Origin of the sequence: Fibrobacter sp. UWB15 (assembly GCF_900177705.1) — a bacterium.
In the GTDB taxonomy this organism is placed as follows: Bacteria; Fibrobacterota; Fibrobacteria; order Fibrobacterales; family Fibrobacteraceae; genus Fibrobacter.
This window is the reverse complement of sequence record NZ_FXBA01000001.1, coordinates 675,014-693,488: the sequence shown is the minus strand read 5'-3', so window position 1 is coordinate 693,488 and position 18,475 is coordinate 675,014. Positions and strand designations below refer to the sequence as shown.

Below are 18,475 nucleotides of genomic sequence, written 5' to 3'. Positions count from 1 at the left end.
AACCCGGGGATGACATTAAGGAAACGTAATGGATTCTCTCCTTAAGCCTTTTATGAATTCCCGCAAGGTGTATGTTCCGGGCAAGATGTACCCGGACATCCGCGTGGGAATGCGCGAAATTTTGACTGAAGACCCCGAGACGCCGGTGGTTCCCGTGTACGACACGAGCGGCCCTTACAGCGATGTAGACGCCAAGCTCGACGTGACGAAGGGCATCGAGCGTTTCCGTGAATCGTGGATTATGGAACGTGGCGACGCCGAACAGCTGGACGACATGACGTCTGCTTATGGCCGCGCCCGCCGCGAGAACCACGAGCTGGACCACCTGCGCTTTAACGCCGAGCATCACCCGCTCCGCGCCAAGCAGGGGCACCACCTGACGCAGCTCGACTACGCCCGCAAGGGAATCGTCACCAAGGAAATGGAATACGTGGCTATCCGCGAAAACCAGCGTCTTGATGAGCTGCAGGCCCAGGGGAAAATCCAGGTGGCAGGCTCCCCCATTACGCCGGAATTCGTGCGCGATGAAATCGCCGCGGGCCGCGCGATTCTGCCGGGAAACATCAACCACCCGGAATGCGAACCGATGATTATCGGCAACCGCTTCCTCACGAAAATCAACAGCAACATCGGCAACTCCGCCATTACCTCTTCCATCGAAGAAGAAGTCGAGAAGATGGCGTGGTCGGTGCGCTGGGGCGCAGACACGGTCATGGACCTTTCCACCGGAAAGCACATCCACGAGACGCGCGAATGGATTATCCGCAACAGCCCCGTCCCTATCGGCACGGTGCCTATCTACCAGGCGCTCGAAAAAGTGAACGGCAAGGCCGAAGAACTTACGTGGGAACTGTACCGCGACACGCTCATCGAGCAGGCGGAACAGGGCGTGGACTACTTCACGATTCACGCGGGCCTCTTGCTGGAACACATTCCGCTGACAGCCAAGCGCACCACGGGTATCGTGAGCCGCGGCGGTTCCATCCTTGCCCTCTGGCAGATGCGCCACCACCAGCAGAACTTCTTGTACACGCACTTCCGCGAAATCTGCGAGATTCTCGCCGCCTACGACGTTGCCGTTTCTTTGGGCGATGGTCTGCGTCCGGGAAGCCTCGCCGACGCCAACGACGCGGCCCAGTTCGGAGAACTGGACACGCTTGGCGAGCTCACGAAGATTGCTTGGGAATACGGCGTGCAGGTGATTATCGAAGGCCCGGGCCACGTGCCCATGCACAAGATTCAGGACAACATGGCCCGCCAGCTCGAAAAGTGCCACGGCGCACCGTTCTATACGCTCGGCCCCCTCACCACCGACATTGCCCCCGGTTACGACCACATCACATCGGCCATCGGCGCAGCACAAATCGGCTGGTACGGCACCGCGATGCTCTGCTACGTGACGCCCAAGGAACACCTCGGGCTCCCCGACCGCGACGACGTGCGCGCGGGTGTGGTCACCTACAAGCTCGCCGCCCATGCGGCCGACCTTGCAAAGGGCCATTTCGCAGCGCAATTCCGCGACGACGCCCTTTCGCGCGCCCGCTTCGACTTCCGCTGGAACGACCAGTTCGCGCTATCGCTCGACCCCGAGAAGGCGATGGAATTCCACGACAAGACGCTCCCCGGCAGCCAGGCCAAGGCAAGCCACTTCTGCAGCATGTGCGGGCCTAATTTCTGCAGCATGCGCATCACAAGAGCTGTGCGGAATTTCGTGGCAACGGGCGAAGTCGGCGACGTCTAGCGGCAAAGCCGCAATGTGTAATGTTAGCGTCTACGGCGCAATGTGAAGTGTGTAATGTGAGATGAGTAATTTCACATCACACATTCCACATCCCACATTAAAATTCCATGCCCTATTTCTTGTTTTTCACGCACCTGAGCGAATAAGCGTTCCCGTCGAAATCTTCTTCGTTCTTGAAATCATCCTTGCTGCTCACGACATACCAGTAAGCGGCTCCAGAGCCTCCACCGCCTTCGGCCGCCCAGAAATACGCACTCGTCCCGAGTTCCGTGTATTCGCCGTCGTTGCGGAAACGAATCCCCGCTGGCAAAGCGTTAAAGCCGCTCGCATTGTTGTTCTTGGTCATGTCGCCCTGAGCCCAGCCTTCGCGGCTCTTGAGGGCCGCAGCCAAGCCCTTGCGTTTGTTAATTGCAAACTGTCCAAGTCGCATCCATTCCTCTTGCCGCGGAATATGCCAGCCATCGGGGCAAATTCCTTGATGTTCTTCGACAACGGCCCCCTGCGACACGCTATCCAGCGAATTCTCGATAAAGTCTTCGGGCAAGCGCATCGCTACATGCCACGGGTAAAGCCTTCCGTAATTGCGGCAACGGATATCCTTGTCCTCGTAGCAAAAGCTCCCCGGCGCGGCAAAACGCAGATTTTCCGCCATCCAGACATCTTCGCCCACAGCTAGAGTCTTATAGCGGTTATCGTCTCGCTTGTCGTAAATCGAAGTACTGTCATAAATTTCATCAATGTCCGGCGGATTCATCAGGCAACGTACCGGATACGCCTTATTCTTCAGGCTCGAATCCATCACGAAGTCATCATTGTTATTCGGAAGCGTCCAGACAATTGCCCGCGACGAATCAAGTTCATTCACCGTCCAGAACCCTGTAAAGGTTCCAATTCCAGAATACGCAGAAACAGTATCAGCGGAATCGCGCACACCGGAGGCCAGCGCCGTAAACCCGAAACCGTTTTCACCCATGAGCGCAAGATCGCTTTCCATCCAGGTTTCTCGGGCTCGCAAGTTCGTACCCACACCCACCGCATCGTCAATATCCTTCAGGTAAATATTGAGCCTGTAAAAATCAAGCGATGTCGGCACATGCCAACCGTTGGGGCAAACGTCCTTCATCTTCGCCGCTTTCGTAATATTGGTCGCAGCCTCCCACGTGTAAAGGCGTCCAAAACGTTCGCAGTTTTCTTCCCTGTCGTCATAGCAGTAGCTACCCGGCACCTTCACGTTCAAGTTATTGACCATCCACACCTGATCGCCAATATGAATCGTAAGCACGGCCTTGTTCTGTACATTGACCACCTGCGGAATCACCTTCGGGCGTGGCGGAGGAGGCGGTTCCCTAAAGGGGTACACCTTGTTTTCGATACAGCGGATAGAGGCGCCATCGTCTTTGGATGCGTAGATTTTATCGAAGGACCTAGAATCGTACAGCAACCCCCAGTAAATCGCACCCACGTTGTCAATTTCGGACGAAGACCAGAACTGCGCCGAAGACTTCAAGTCCATAAAGCCGGTATACTCGTTACGCACACCCGCCGGCAAGGCATTAAAGCCAAACTCGTCGGAACCCGCAGGCACGCGCAGTTCCTTTTCCCACAATTCAGGAGACTTAAGGCTCAAACCAACGCCATCGCTCTTACCGATTCGCCCTACATAACGCTTTAAAGTCACCCAGTCCTTGTTGGCCGGCAAGCGCCATCCCGCAGGGCAGGCGTCATGATACGTTTTCCAGTCCTTTTTGGTAAAATCAATGTCAGCAATGGAATGGTTGTTGTAAAAATCCACCAGGCGCATCGCCATCGCCCAATTGTACAACCTGCCATACGTTTCGCAATTATAGTCGCGACTATCGTAGCACCAGCTCCCCTTCACGTTAAAGCGCAAATTCTCGGCAAACCAGCGTTGGTTTCCGATCTGCACCGTCTTATACACGCGTCCGTCGCGCTTGTCCTTGAAATCGGGCATTTTCAGGACATGCGCACTCGCAAGTCCCGCTCCGCCCAACAACATCACCAATAAAAACGCCTGTATCTTCATTTTCGCCCTCTTACCAAGCAATATATACTCAAAAAAGCCTAAAGGACAAATAAGCGTAAACTTTTTTATTCCAAACAAAAAAGCCCCCGGCTCTTTCGAGACCGAGGACTTTTTAGAGTGGTAATTTTCCGCGAACGGTCTTAACCGTGAGCGACAAAGCTCCAAGCGTTAAGCTGGAGCGGTCGCGAGAGGACCGGCTCCAGGGTACGGACTAAGCAGAGCTTAGCCGGTCCGGTCATTACACAGCGCCCTGCCACTTCATGGCATCGGCAACCTTGAGGAAGCCGGCGATGTTTGCACCCATCACGAGGTTGCCCTTCTGGCCGTACTTGACAGCGGCAGAGGAAGCAGCGGCGTAGATGCTCTTCATGATGCCTTCGAGCTTCTTGTCCACTTCTTCGAAGGTCCAGGAGAGACGTTCGGAGTTCTGGGACATTTCGAGACCGGAGGTAGCAACGCCACCAGCGTTAGCAGCCTTGGCAGGTCCAAAGAGAACGCCTGCCTTCTGGAAGGCTTCGATAGCTTCCGGAGTAGACGGCATGTTTGCACCTTCGGCAACGGCCTTCACGCCGTTAGCGATAAGGGCCTTGGCACCTTCGAGGTCGAGTTCGTTCTGGGTTGCGCACGGAAGAGCGATGTCGCACTTGACCGTCCAAACACCCTTAGAACCTTCGTGGTATTCAGAACCCGGAACGAGCTTGGCGTATTCGCTAATGCGGGCGCGCTTCACGTTCTTGAGGTCGAAAACGATGTCGAGATTGATGCCGTTCGGGTCGTAGATGTAGCCGTTGGAGTCGGACATCGTAACAACCTTGCCACCGAGCTGAGTAGCCTTCTGGCAAGCGAACTGAGCAACGTTACCGGAACCGGAAATCACGACGGTCTTGCCCTGGAAGGAGTCGTTAGCGAGGTCCTTGAGCATTTCGCGGGTGAAGTAGCAGAGACCGTAACCGGTAGCTTCGGTACGGGCGAGAGAACCACCATAGGAGAGGCCCTTACCGGTGAGAACGCCCACGAATTCGTTGCGGATGCGCTTGTACTGACCGAACATGTAACCGATTTCGCGAGCGCCAGTACCCTGGTCACCAGCCGGAACGTCCGTGTCGGCACCGACGTGCTTGCAAAGCTCAGTCATGAAGGACTGGCAGAAGCGCATCACTTCGTTGTCGCTCTTGCCCTTCGGGTCGAAGTCGGAACCGCCCTTGCCGCCGCCCATGGGGAGCGTGGTCAAGCTGTTCTTGAAGATCTGTTCGAAGCCGAGGAACTTCAGCATGGAAAGCGTCACTTCGTTACGGAGACGGATACCGCCCTTGTAGGGGCCGATGGCGGAGTTGAACTGCACGCGGTAGCCACGGTTCACCTGAACGTTACCCTTGTCATCGAGCCAAGGCACGCGGAAGGTAATCACGCGTTCCGGTTCGACGAGGCGGTCGATCACGCCGTTGGTTTCCCAGGACTTGTCCTGTTCGAGGACGGGGTCGAGGGATTCGAGGAATTCGCGGACAGCCTGATGGAAGAGGGCCTGGTCCGGGTCACGGGCGACGACCTTGTCATAGACTTTCTGAAGGTAAGCATTCTTGATTGCCATTTTATATATCTCCGTTGAGAGTTTGGATTGTTAATGTTTTAACGTCTGTAAAGATAGCAAAGGGGCATGACAAATAGTGAAAAACGGGCAAAAATCTTCAAAAACTTACATTTTTGTAAGTTAGTATTTTGCAAGTTTTCAAAATTGCCTTTTTCCTTTAAATTTCAAGGCACGCAAACTACGAAACCTACATTTTTGTAAGTCCAACCATTCTTAAGCAAAACATAAACAAAAATTTACGAATTTTAGTGAAAATTGGATTTCACATTATGGAAAAACCCGCCCTCAAGAGGCGGGTTTTTACGCAATTTTTTTTTATTCGCGGCTGCTAGTAAGTCTTGACCGTGAAAATTTCGCTAGCTCGAGCCGAGATAACTCGCACACGGAATACACCCTTACCCTGAATCTTGAACTGAAGGTTGTGACCTTCGCCCTTGATTTCCTGCAAAAGCTTACCGGTCAGGTCAAAGACCTGCACCCTGAAAGGCATATTCAAGACCTGAGAGATGCTCACCATGGAACCGCTCGAGACCAAATTGAAATTCTTGGTCAAAGAAAGACGCGGGATGATTGCATCGCTGGTATCTTTCTTGGTGGTGTCCTTCTTGACTGTATCCTTGCTAACGGTATCTTTCTTGACAACAGACTTGATGCCAAGTTCTTCGTCGGTCTTTGGAGCCTTCTTGCTCAAGATATAGCCGAGAGCGCCAACGAGCGGAGCGTTCAAGTCAACGCAAACTTCGTTCGTCTGCCAGTTAGACGTATTGCCGTCGTGATTGCCACTCGTAAAGTCGCCAGCAATCATACCGCCCAAGAGCTTGTTCTTTTCAGGAGGATTCGGAGCGCCGCCCACTTCGACACCCGCATTTTCGTTGCCATAGTAGCCACGATGGTGCGGTCTAGACGGAGCATTTGCACCGTTTTTGTTAAAGCCAACCACATAAGACTTCTTGCTACCGTTGTCGCCGAGCAAGTAACCCACATTCTTTTCGATCATCTTCATGTGTTCGTCTGTATTGTTGAACTTGTCGCTCAACGCATACAGGAATGCGCCGCCAGACGGAACTCGCACCGGGAACTTGCCCGAACCCATTCCGCTCGGATTCTGGAAAATGCCGTCCTTAGCCTTTTCATCGTAAATCAAATCCAACACGCCAACGGCTTCCTTACGCATGCCATGCGGAGTTTCTTCGAACACGGCTTCGGCCATCACGGCAGACAGAGGCACCACGTTGCTGTACATAAAGTGCGTGCCTTCGCCCAAACTGAACTTCAGATTTTCATAGCGTTCAACGGCAGACTTCTTGTAGGATTCTTCGTTCGTCGTGCGGTAAAGTTCGAGTTCAGCAAGGAACGGACCATCTTCCCAACGGCCATCCCACCAGCTGGATTCATAGAAGCCCTGCGAGTTCGTAACACCCTTGTGGCTCTTGGCATAAGAATAAGCTGTCTTTGCAGCCTTCAGGTACTTGGCCTGGTTTACCGTATCGGGGTCGACACGAGCCATGACAGCAAGCATAGCGGCAGCAAGGCCCGGAGTAAAGCCGTCGTTTGCGTTACCCGTAATCGAGCGCGGTTCGCCACCTTCGCCCGAACCAAGCTTACTCATGGCACCGGCAGTCACCCATTTCTGATGGTCGGCATTACCGTCGCCCTTGACCGTCACAAAGCTGTTGCCATCGATAGCAGCCTTGGTCCAGAAATCTGCTTCGTAGCGGAGTTCTTCGAGCAAGTCACGCACCTTGTTGGCCTTACCGCTCTTCATGGAGTAGTTATTGGCGGCCTTGTAGTCGGTGTAGTCACCGGTATAAAGGTCATAGAATCCTTCAGTAAATTCGGCATAGGCCAAGGCGAGCACATAAGAGGCATAACCCTGAGACTGGCCATACATCACGTGGTCACCGCAGTCAAACCAACCGCCGCTCACGTCTTTACCATTATAACTATCCTTGGTAAAGCTAGTCGGATTGCTCGTGCCATCCAAAATCCAGTTGGGGCCCTGGCCAGAACGCTGCGCACCGAAGAATCGGGTCGTCATCCACGCAGCTTCCACATAGTCGTCGGTGCTAAGTGCTGCAACAGCACTCGTCGCAGCCAAACCAAAAACGGCAAGGCCCGACAAAAGGTATTTTCTACAATTCATGACTTTCTCCAAAAATAACCACACCGCAAACCCAATGCCAATATAGCTTATTTTGGAGATTTTTCACACGAAAAGAAAGTTTACAAGATAGTATCTATCAACGTTTTATGTAAAATTCCGTTACTAAAAATAACCTGTTCGGCATCTACGAACTGCATGGGAGTTCCGTCAATATGGGTCGACTTGCCGCCAGCTTCTTCGACAATCAAGGCTATGGCTGCAATATCCCACGGGTAGCTCATGGTCATCACAAAACAGTCCAAGCGCCCGCAGGCGGTAAAACAGCCTTCGATAACGGCCGAGCCAAAGCATTTCACGCGTTCAAAAGTTTCAGCTTCACGGGCAAAATTCTTGGAATTCTGGGCATTGATTTTGGCTACATCGCCCACGTTAAAATCGCCATTACTCACAATCGCATGCACCGGGTCCGATTCTTCGCTCACATGAATCGGCTTGCCGTTCATAAAAGCACCCCCGCCCTTTACCGCGGTATAAAGTTCACCGAGACGCGGCAGATTCACCACCGCGACAAGCGGTTTGCCTTCAAAGTGAAGAGCAATCGAAATTCCCCAGAACGGGATTCCGCGGCTAAAGTTCACCGTACCATCAACCGGGTCGATAATCCAGCGGTATCGCGGGTCTGTGCCTTCAATAACGCCCGCCTCTTCGGTACGAACGGAATGTTCCGGAAACGCGTTGCGAAGCCCTTCTACAATCAGCTTTTCGCTTGCAATGTCAGCACGTGTCACCACGTCCTTCTTGGACTTGTACTTGACATCACCCAGGTTCTGTTGAATTTCAAGACATAGAGCGCCCGCTTCCTTCGCAAGCGCCTCAGCAACTTTTAAATAATCTTGATTTTCCATTTGTAATCAACTCCGAATTCCGAAATCCGAAATCCGAATTATTCCTTGTATGCGCAGCAGCGGAATCCGATGCTTGGAGACTTATAGAAATCCGCCACCCCGCGGTAAGAAACATGCTCACCCGTCAGGAATACGACTTCAACGTGGTCAGGCACATACTTCATGCCATTGCCAATCTTTTCAAGCCATTCGTCGCCACCCTTCTTGTATTCGGAATAGGGGGCGTAGTCCGTGCCCACGGAATTCCCATTGGAATCCTGCACATCAAAGAACTGCAGGCTATCCGTGAAATCCTTCTGCGTAAGCACCTTATACAAAGTCCTTGAGGTATCCGCTTCAAAAACCGTATCCACCTTGGTTCCTTCACGGTAAAGGTAAACAGAATCTGTCGTGTACGCAAGGCGTGTAAAAACAGGGAAACTACGTCTAACGCACTGAGCCTGCATTTCGCGGTCAATACCTCCCAGAATCTTGTACGAGCCACCCTTGAGCACAGCCAACGTATCTTCGGAACGGCCATTCACCCATTCCTGCAATTGGCCCGGCAAATCGCGCACACCCATGGAATTCATGCAGCGCGATGTTCTCTTCGACACATCCATCGCAGTAACAGAATCATTGGTCGATACGTTGCAATCCGTAATCAAGAACTGCAGCACATCCAGCGTGTCTTCCTGGACAACGCCATAAGCAAGCTTTCCGCCCGAAAGACATACCAGTTCCCAGTCGCGTTCATTGCAAAGGCTTACTCTAAAACCGTCTGCGGACATCGCCTCGCAAGTAGCCAAAGCCTCGGAATGCAGCACGTTGGTCATAAATGAGCCGGAATCGTTCTGGTGCTCCAGGCGTTCCATGCAGAACAACTCCGTCGTGTCGGCAGCCTTCACCGGAACAAAACCTTCAGGGCATTCAATTTCGTTCGCAAGCTCCCCTGGCGACACAACAATCGTATCTACCAAAGCAATCGAATAGTAACCCGACATATCAATGGAGCGGATTCGAATAATCAGTGTATCCCCCGGAGAAACCCAACGAATGGTGTCCGTCACGAAAGTTCCCGTCGAAGCGACCTTCATTGTATCATCAGAAATCTTATACAGCTTGCTATAGCGGTTCGAGCCGCCCGTATAGGGAATGGAATCCCACGTTCCGCTGTAGAGGTTTAAACGTTCAATCCTATAGGTCTGCACCGTATCGTAGCATACCTGGAAAAGGCAAGTATCCGGAACGGTCAATACGGTATCCACTCCGATCCCGTGATCCCTCTTGTACGGATCAACGCTCCTGCTCCAGAAAATGGCCAAACGGTTATTGCTATCCAACCTTGCCGTTTCGGGGAACAGGGAATCCTTAATCGCAAAAAGCTTTGTTGGCATCAAGGGTGCGACAGAATCCGTCGTCATGAAGTTCTTCCAGAACTTGTCCGATTCGTTCTTCGAGACATCCCACGAAGAAATCGTAATGGAATACCTGGATTCAGCCTTCAAGCCTTCAACAACCAGACGGAATACATTGGAATCGAGGCTTTCTTGATTGTAGCCCTTGCCATCTGTGACCATAATGCGCAGGTAGTTCTTCACGCGATCGCCATGGGACACCGTGTCGACCCACATGGAATCGTTGTTTGCGGTGATTCGATAATGGATCTTAAAGTTTTCTCCCGTGGAATCGATTCCGTCAGGCGTTTCAAGTTTCACCTTGAGATTCCGGATATCCTCGTCCTTGTCCTCGGTATAGAATTCAATGTTGTAGCCGTAAATGATCCCCGAAAGTTCATTGGGCTCGTAGTAATTCGTCTGGTCGGTTGACCTGGACCATTCGACCAAGTAACCCGTCGTCCACATGGAATCGGTTATGGTAACTACAGACGGATCAATCTTATCGCCAAAATGCAAATAGACGCGCTGCACCGTACCGGGTCTTCCACTGGAATAGTCACAATAAATGGCCACCAAAAGGCTGTCGCGGCCAGCCTTCACGAAATCTTGGATATAAGAAGTCACGTCAATGGTATCGAACAGGGATTCCGTTCCAGAAGGGAACTTGAAGCGGTCGGTAGCCTTCGCAATCTTGTCGTCGTCGACAGTCTTTGCGGTGTCACCCACCACTGTGGAATCCACCCACAGATAAATCGTTTCAAGGTTTTCCGTATCGATCGGATAACGGAAGCGCACCTTAAAACAATAGGCTCCACTGTCGGCGTCTTTCGCGCATTCCTGCAACACCGAGACATCCGATATTTCACGGTCAAACAAAAATTCAATGGAACTATCGTCATCGGAACAGCCCGCAAAAAAGGCGGACAACGCAACAAACAATGCAAAAAGCGCCACACGCAGTGTATAAAGTCTAGACATCGGTTATAAAATAGCAAAAAATAATAGTAGGAAGTAGACAGTAGGCAGTAGGAAGTAGGCAGTAGACAGTAGACAGTAGACAGTAGACAGTAGGCAGTAGGAAGTTGGAAGTAGTGGGTAAAAACAAAAAACCGGCGGTACTTGTGGTACCGTCGGCTCTAAACGATTCAAAACCGATTAGTTTTCTTCCGGGTAGACAGAAACTTTCTGACGCTTTGCATCGAGGCGTTCGAACTTCACCTTGCCATCAACGAGAGAGAACAGAGTAAAGTCTCTGCCCATACCAACGTTGGTGCCCTTGTGGAAGTGAGAACCGCGCTGACGAACGATGATGTTGCCAGCCTTGACGACTTCGCCCGCATACTTCTTCACACCAAGATATTTGGCGTTACTGTCGCGGCCGTTACGTACTGAACCTTGACCTTTCTTATGAGCCATGGATTATACCTCCTTAGCCTTACGCAGAGAGTTCTTCTTAACCTTGGCGGGCTTCGGGAGACCCTGGGCAATCTTTTCCTTGCGAGTCAGAGGCACATTCTGTACCTTCTGCTTGGCGAGGGCAGCCACGCGAGCGCGGTTGCGATCGATAACCTTGGAGTCGACCTTTGCGGATTCTGCGCCGGAGCGAAGTTCCGTAACCAGCACCTCGGTATAGCCCTGACGATGACCGTTACGACGTTCGTAACGAGTACGACGCTTCTTCTTATAAACGATGACGGTGTCATACTTGCCGTGGGCAAGAATTTCGACCTTCACGGAGGCGTCATTCAGGACAGGGGTGCCGATTTGCACTTCTTTTCCTGCGAAAAGAAGAACGGACTTGAGCTCCAGTTCGGAACCAACAGCGGCATCGAGCGTGGGGACCTTGTAAGCCTTGCCCAGCTCAACTTTATACTGGAAACCACCTGTTTCAACAATAGAATACATTTTTGTAATCCTTTTTTGGTTGCTATTGGGACCCCAAATGTAGCAAAATTTGGGGAATTGTAAAGACACAAACGCCCTTTTTTTCTAAATTTCACCTCAAAATTTCATAAAGGACACTCGAATGAGCAAGATTTTGAGCCTTGACGGCGACTGGCAGATGATTTGGGACACCGAAGATGCCGGTATTTCTAATCGTTGGTACGCTACTTACCCCAAAGACACGCAGGCAGTGCAAGTTCCCCACATCTGGGAAAGGGCTTTTGACAAGCTTTTGATGTCGCACGACTGCGCCTTCTACTTCAAGCGTTTCACCATCGACGACGAAAAACAGGTTGCCAAGCGCATTTTCTTGCGTTTTGAACGCATTGCAAGCCACGCCACCGTTTGGCTGAACGGCAAACTTTTGGGCACGCACTTCGGTGCCTACACCCCCTTTATTATTGAACTGCAGAAGGCCTTGAAGCTCGGCGAAGAAAATGTGCTTTGCGTGCGTGTCGCCAACATGGGTGCCCTGAACAGCCGTATCGACTTTGGCCGCGAAAGCGCCGACGGCGCCGATGACCGCTTTGTTCACCCGGGTGAACTGCCTGTCGGCCTCCCCTGGACCCAGTACCCGTTTGGCGGTATTTTTGGCCACGTGGACCTGATTTTGGGTACCGCAGCCTTCATTTCTGACGTGAAGCTCGAACCCGATGCCGACACCCAGCGCATCGCCTGCGAAATCAGCTTCAACAACCCCCGCGGTTTCCAGACCAGGCTCCGCGTGCTCATGCGTAACCCCGATGGCGACGTTTACGAGCAGTTCGTGAACAACCTGAAGCTCGACAAGGAAAACATGACCCAGCGTTTTGTTTTCGAAGTCAAGGAACAGCAGCGCCACAAGTTCCAGTGGAGCCCCGAACACCCGAACGTTTACGCCATTGAATTCCAGATGGAAATCAAGGCCGGCAAGGAAAAGGACGGCAAGGAAATCAAGCGCGCCGAATACGCGTTCCCCGTGGTGCGTACCTTCGGTTTCCGCAAGTTCGACTGCCTCAAGGGCGACTACTACCTGAACGACCAGATTTTGAAGATCCAGGGCATCACCTACAACCAGCAGTGGAGCGAAGGCGGCCTCTGGACATTCGACAACCCGAAGCTCGAAAAGGACCTGCAGGCCGTGAAGGCTGCCGGCTACAACGCCATTCGTAGCTGCGGCGCTCCGCTTTCTACCCAGGCACTTGACATTTGCGACAAGCTCGGTCTTATCGTGTTCCAGGAATTCCCGATCCACACCATGAGGTCTACCGCCCAGGGTCTTGAAATCGTCAAGAAACTGATCAACGACATCGTGGCTGAACAGCACCACCACCCCTGCATTGGCGCATGGGTCATGGGTGCCGAGAACGGCACGCTCCTGTTGCAGAACGGCAACAAGCTTTTGAACGCCATTAGCCCGGTCGACATGACTCGCCCGGTAATCAGCAACCTGAACAGTATCTATATCGACAACGAAGGAAACTTCCGCAAGGATACTGGCAAACTCTTGCCGGTTACGGTCGACAAGATTTCGACTTACGCCACTCTGCGCATGAACCCGCGCATGACGCCGAACGCCGCTTACACGCACTTCTTGGCACACAGCTTTGACCGCGACGCCGAAGAAATTTCCGTGCCCGACACTGGCCTTGGCGACAGCCACTTCCAGGACGAAGAAGAAAATGTAGTGAGCGACATCAACAACAAGATGCTGGTGACGCTCAAGAACCACACTCTCCTCCCGGAAACGGCCACCAACATCAAGGGACCGCGTAGCGCCAAGAACCAGAAGGCCATCAAGAACGCCATCAAGGCCGTAGAAACCTTCGTGGAAAGCGACATGTCCATTTGGAAGGACTACAAGAGCTTTGTGGCCGATGCAAACCGCATCGCCATCAAGAGTAAGCTCGACCAGATTACCGCCCTCCAGAGCAACCCGCAGATTGCCGGTTTCTTCTTGGACCAGTGGGCAGACTGCGGTACCGAATTTGACGGCCTGTGTGACGAAAACCGCGTAAGCAAGGGTTTTGAAGAATTCTCGAAGGAAATCACGACTCCGAGCCGCGCCTTGATCAGCGAACTGGAACACGTGGTCGCCCCGCAGAGCGAAATCAGTTTCCAGGTAACGCTCCTCAACAACAGCCGTTACGAAGACGTTTCTGTCGAAGTCAAGCTGGTGGATGACAAGGGTAAGGAACTCGCTACCGACAAGATTTCGCCTGAAGAACCCGCCGGCAAGACGAGCCTTACGCAGATGGGCATTTGCACCATGATGGCCCCGCGCACCGAAGGCAGCTACAAGTTGCAGGTCACGCTCATTAATGACGGCAACAAGATTCACACGACCGAAGAAGACTTGATCGTAATCGCCGAAGCCGACGTGAAGAGCGCCATGAAGAAGGTTTGCTTCTTGGACAACAGCGAAGAATCGAGCGACGCTCTCGCCGCACTCACTGGTCCGGAACAGGTCATCTTTACTGCAAACCTGAGCTCCTGGCCCGACGAAATTCTGGACAAGATTGTGGACGTGGTGAAGAACGGCGGCAAGACGCTCTTGCTGTCTGACCTCACGCAAGAAGATATCGACTACCTGAACCAGAGCCACCAGTTCGACTGCAACATCGAATCTCACTGGAGCACGGGCGCAAACGAACTCAGCCTGCACTACTTGCCCAAGGGTTCTGAACTTGCACCGGTATTCGGTGAAGCATCTGTTCTCGACAGCAATGCAGCCGCCGTGATGCCGAGCATTTCGCTGAACGAACTGCCGGGCGCCAAGGTGTTCGCACGTTCTGTCACGCTAAAGGATGGCGAAGTGAAGACCGGTTCGGACCTGCAGCTCTACCCGTTCGGTAACGGCAAGATCATGTTCAACCAGTTCAACGTATTCGAAGGCCTGGAAACGAACGTGCTCGCCGACAAGCTGTTCGCGACTATCGTGAATTTGCTGTAAAAGATTCGAACAAAAAAAGGACTCGGTGCTCCCCGAGAGAGAAGGATTGCACCGAGTCTAAACACCCAAGTCCGATACCTTGCGACTATAAACCCTCGTCGCGGGTAAAAACAAACCTGTACGATACTAACTTATACTCCAATGTGATGAAAATCAAGTTTTACAATGTAAAACAATTTATACATCCACATGGATTGCACAAAAAAGGATAAAAACGGCTTATGACTTGCTCCAATTTGAAATATTCCAACTTGGAAGAATACTCCGACCTTTTGGCCAAAAATGCCCAGAAGGCAAGCAAGACGCTCCGTACCCTGCCGGGTGAAAAGCGTAGCGCCGTGCTGAACCGCGTCGCTCAAATTTTGCGCGACCGTAAGCCGGAAATCCTTGCTGCAAACAAATTGGACCTGGAAGCCGCTGCCGGAAAGCTCGACGACGCCAAGATGGACCGTCTGACTTTGAACGACGCCCGCATCGAAGCGATGGCCAAGGGCGCCGAAGAAATCGCCGCCTTTACCGACCCGCTGAACCGGGTGCTCGAAAGTCGCGAACTGAAGAACGGCATCAAGATTAGCCGCGTGGCAGTACCTATCGGTTCCGTGTTTTTCATTTTTGAAAGCCGCCCGAATGTGACGATTGACGGCGCATGCCTTTGCTTTAAGGCGGGCAATGCCGTGATTCTGCGCGGCGGTAAGGAATCACTGAATTCCGCCAAGTGCCTCGCGGGCATTTTCCACGAAGCTCTCGCCGAAAACGGCATTGACGAAGACGCCGTGCAGCTCGTGACAGAAACGAGCCACGACTTGGTGGGCATGCTTTTGCAGCGTAACGACTGTATCGATCTAGTGATTCCCCGCGGTGGCGAACGCCTGATTCGCGCCGTGGTGGAACAGAGCAAGATTCCCGTGATCAAGCACTTCAACGGCATCTGCCACGTGTATGTGGACAAGTCCGCCGATATGGACAAGGCGGTGAACATTCTGATTAACGCCAAGACGCAGCGCACCGGCGTGTGCAACGCCATGGAATGCGTGATTATCGACCGCCACATTGATGCAGCCAACGTGAAAAAGTTGCTCGACTGCCTCGCCGACCGTGGCGTGGAACTCTTCGGCAATCACGATGCCCAAAGCCACGACAGCCGTATCAAAGATATTGGCGACGACAGCAATTACCACCATGAATACTTGGCCCTCAAGGCAAGCGTCAAGTTTGTCGATAACGTGGCCGAAGCCTGCGACCACATCGAAAAGAACAGCAGCCGTCACACTGAAGCGGTAGTCGCCGAAGACGCCTCTGTTCAAGACTACTTTGTCGCGAACGTGGACAGCAGCAGCGTGATGGTGAACGCGAGCACCCGCTTCGCCGACGGCGGCGAATACGGCCTCGGTGCCGAAGTGGGTATTTCTACCGACAAGTTGCATGCCCGCGGCCCCATGGGCGTGGAAAGCCTTTGCACCTACAAGTGGGTGCTCCGCGGTAACGGCCAGGTGAGAGGATAGACCTTTGTGTCATCCTGAGCTATACGAAACTTAGAACTTTAGTTCTCTAGTTGAATTATGCTCTTTGGGTAGAAACGAAGTGGAGTCAAAGGATCTAGTTATGAAATTTAAAGATTTGATTAAAGAAATAAAATTCGAAGTGGAAGTGGACGGCGTTAAGCTTGCGCCGGCAATTGTGCAGGACGCCGACAAGGGCGACGTACTCATGATGGCCTGGATGAACGAGGAAGCCCTCCGCCGCACGCACGAATGCGGCGAGATGGTGTTCTGGAGCCGCAGCCGCAAGGAATACTGGCACAAGGGCGACACCAGCGGCAACGTGATGACCGTAGTGGAATGGGCTGCCGACTGCGACAGCGATGCCTTGCTTTTCAAGGTCCGCATGCAAGGTCCGCAGGTCGCTTGCCACACGGGTGCCCGCAGCTGCTTCTTTAAAGTCTGCGAGTAAGTATCTCCTAACGACCTCACGCCTTCAAAAAAGCTTCTTTAAGGCTTTTTGAAGGCCATTTTAGGGTCCCTAGGCATATAAATCAGGTCTACGAGTTGATTTATATGCCTGCAATCAGAACCGCAGCCCCATTTTCAATCAAACAAAACAGTACGAAGCATATAAAAAAAAAGCTTCCAAAGATTTATATGCTTTTTTATTTTTTAGAAAACGTTTTTCGTCACAAACAAATTAACAACAAGCATATAAAAACCACTTTTCGCTCAATTTATATGTCCAAGTCAAGAAAATCTTCCTTTTTTAAAGCCATTCAGGCAAGCTTCATTGTTTTTGCCAGCCTTTCTTTTGCAGAAACTCAAACAAACCCCGTTTACGCAACCGATAGCGTCAAAAATTTCCGCCAGATGGGCAGCAACTATTACGCCTACCCCACTCCTACGGCCAAGTACACCAAGGCACCCGTAGGCTACAAGCCATTCTACATTAGCCACTACGGCAGGCACGGCAGCCGATTCCACCAGCCGGCCGACCATTACCACGCGCTGTACAATACACTCGCAAAAGCCGATTCCGCAGGCAAGCTCACCGACCTCGGCAAGAGCCTGCTTGAACGCGCCAAGTTCCTGGACGAATATGCCGCCCCGCGCGCTGGCGACCTGACCCAGCTCGGCGTGGCACAGCACCAGGGAATCGCGAAGCGCATGGTGAAGAACTTCCCCGAACTGTTCAAGAACAACGCCTATGTAGAAGCCTACGCCAGCACCAGCGTACGCTGCGTCGTGAGCATGGCGGCTTTCCTCGAGGAACTGCGCGCGCAGAAGCCCAAGCTCGACATTCACCAGGAATCGGGCAAGTACCTGATGAGCTTCATCAGCCCGCTCGACTTCGGAAAAATCATCGGTGAATCGAACACACCCGCATGGCAAAAAGAAAACGAGAAGCTCTACAGCCACGTGAATCCGACTCGCATGATGCGCACGATTTTCAATGATTCCAACTACATCCAGAAGAATGTAGACGCAGGCGACCTTTTCAGCAAGATTTACGAAATCGGCAACAGCCTGCAAGGTAGCCCCGAAATCGAATTCAGCTTTGATGACCTGTGGACCAAAGAAGACCTTGCCGCTCGCTGGCATGCACAGAACGCCTGGTGGTACAGCGTTCTCGGCAACAATCCATTCGCCAGGAAGCAGGGGCTCGACAACGCTCGCCCGCTCTTGAAAAATGTGCTTGACGAAGCAGACAAAGTAATCGCCGCAGACACAGCCAAAACAGACAAAACCGCAGGTAAGAAGCCCGCGAAAAAGACCACCGCGACGCTCCGCTTCGGCCACGATACGGTGATTTTCCCGTTTGCAGTGCTTTTACAGCTAGAAAACGGCACGCAGAACACCGGCATCGAAACTGCCGACATGGAAAACCTGCACAAGGTCTGGCGCGACTACGAAATCAGCCCGATGGCCGCCAACGTACAGTTCGTATTCTATAAGTCCAGCAAGAAGGGCACCCCGATTTTGGTGAAAGTGATGCTCAACGAAATCGAGCAAAAGCTGCCCGTGACATGCGATACAGCAACAGTAAAGAACTGCCCCGCCACCCCGTATTACCGCTGGGAAGACGTCAAGGAATTTTACGGCAAGATTGCAGCGGGCAAATAACCTGCGACTGCCTGTATAAAAGGGAAATCCCCCGCATCGGCGAGGGATTTCTTGTGTTTGATATTCCTATTGTACTTTGTCTTGTCGCGGACGATTCTTGTCCGTAACGTGGCTCCGTTCTGGGAGCCGTCTATGCGCATCGCTCTGAGCCTTGCGCTTTCTTTTGCGGTTTCGGCAACCTTGCCCGCCGCTTTCGCTTTATTTTTAGCCATAACGGCCTCCTTGATGGG

The 18,475-nt window shown here is 52.4% G+C and carries 13 protein-coding genes; 5 read left to right on the top strand and 8 right to left on the bottom strand.

The features are described from left to right. The first annotated feature begins 28 nt into the window (after positions 1 to 28). Positions 29 to 1,741: a phosphomethylpyrimidine synthase ThiC gene (gene thiC, locus B9Y58_RS02870; RefSeq protein ID WP_073054050.1), complete on the top strand. Its 1,713-nt coding sequence runs from the start codon at positions 29 to 31 to the stop codon at positions 1,739 to 1,741. A gap of 112 nt (positions 1,742 to 1,853) precedes the next feature. Here the strand turns inward: thiC and B9Y58_RS02865 are convergent, their stop codons facing one another. From B9Y58_RS02865 to rplU, 7 genes are all read right to left on the bottom strand, one after another. Continuing rightward, positions 1,854 to 3,785, bottom strand: a complete 1,932-nt coding sequence (locus B9Y58_RS02865; RefSeq protein ID WP_073054048.1) for an FISUMP domain-containing protein — start codon at positions 3,783 to 3,785, stop codon at positions 1,854 to 1,856. Positions 3,786 to 4,023: 238 nt separating this feature from the next. Further along, positions 4,024 to 5,373, bottom strand: a complete 1,350-nt coding sequence (gdhA, locus tag B9Y58_RS02860) for an NADP-specific glutamate dehydrogenase (protein WP_073054046.1) — start codon at positions 5,371 to 5,373, stop codon at positions 4,024 to 4,026. A 328-nt stretch (positions 5,374 to 5,701) separates the two neighbouring features. Beyond that, positions 5,702 to 7,516, bottom strand: a complete 1,815-nt coding sequence (locus B9Y58_RS02855) for a glycoside hydrolase family 9 protein (RefSeq protein ID WP_083532186.1) — start codon at positions 7,514 to 7,516, stop codon at positions 5,702 to 5,704. Positions 7,517 to 7,596: 80 nt separating this feature from the next. Continuing rightward, positions 7,597 to 8,382: an inositol monophosphatase family protein gene (locus B9Y58_RS02850; RefSeq protein ID WP_073054042.1), complete on the bottom strand. Its 786-nt coding sequence runs from the start codon at positions 8,380 to 8,382 to the stop codon at positions 7,597 to 7,599. Between the two features lie 38 nt (positions 8,383 to 8,420). Then, positions 8,421 to 10,739, bottom strand: coding sequence for a hypothetical protein (locus B9Y58_RS02845; RefSeq protein WP_073054040.1), 2,319 nt, complete (start codon positions 10,737 to 10,739; stop codon positions 8,421 to 8,423). Between the two features lie 177 nt (positions 10,740 to 10,916). Then, entirely contained in the window at positions 10,917 to 11,177 is a 261-nt protein-coding gene (gene rpmA, locus B9Y58_RS02840; RefSeq protein ID WP_072801233.1) for a 50S ribosomal protein L27, read from the bottom strand. A gap of 3 nt (positions 11,178 to 11,180) precedes the next feature. Next, positions 11,181 to 11,666 carry a 50S ribosomal protein L21 gene (gene rplU, locus B9Y58_RS02835; protein WP_072801234.1) on the bottom strand — a complete coding sequence of 162 codons (486 nt, stop codon included), beginning with the start codon at positions 11,664 to 11,666 and terminating at the stop codon, positions 11,181 to 11,183. Between the two features lie 121 nt (positions 11,667 to 11,787). On the opposite strand from rplU, the gene B9Y58_RS02830 reads away from it, so the two are divergent. The 4 genes from B9Y58_RS02830 to B9Y58_RS02815 all read left to right on the top strand — a co-directional run bounded on the left by B9Y58_RS02830 (position 11,788) and on the right by B9Y58_RS02815 (position 18,245). Then, positions 11,788 to 14,637 (top strand): glycoside hydrolase family 2 protein, encoded by a 2,850-nt coding sequence (locus B9Y58_RS02830; protein ID WP_073054038.1) that lies wholly within the window; start codon positions 11,788 to 11,790, stop codon positions 14,635 to 14,637. Between the two features lie 221 nt (positions 14,638 to 14,858). Next, positions 14,859 to 16,139 (top strand): glutamate-5-semialdehyde dehydrogenase, encoded by a 1,281-nt coding sequence (locus tag B9Y58_RS02825; protein WP_073054037.1) that lies wholly within the window; start codon positions 14,859 to 14,861, stop codon positions 16,137 to 16,139. 100 nt (positions 16,140 to 16,239) lie between these two features. Next, a complete protein-coding gene (gene hisI / locus B9Y58_RS02820) occupies positions 16,240 to 16,587 on the top strand; it encodes a phosphoribosyl-AMP cyclohydrolase (RefSeq protein ID WP_073054036.1) in 348 nt (115 codons plus the stop codon). 272 nt (positions 16,588 to 16,859) lie between these two features. Beyond that, entirely contained in the window at positions 16,860 to 18,245 is a 1,386-nt protein-coding gene (locus tag B9Y58_RS02815) for a histidine phosphatase family protein (RefSeq protein ID WP_073054035.1), read from the top strand. On the opposite strand, the gene B9Y58_RS02810 is transcribed toward B9Y58_RS02815, so the two are convergent. After that, on the bottom strand, positions 18,218 to 18,457 hold the full coding sequence (locus B9Y58_RS02810) for a hypothetical protein (protein ID WP_073054034.1): 240 nt from the start codon (positions 18,455 to 18,457) through the stop codon (positions 18,218 to 18,220). The genes B9Y58_RS02815 and B9Y58_RS02810 overlap by 28 nt on opposite strands. Positions 18,458 to 18,475 lie beyond the last annotated feature (18 nt).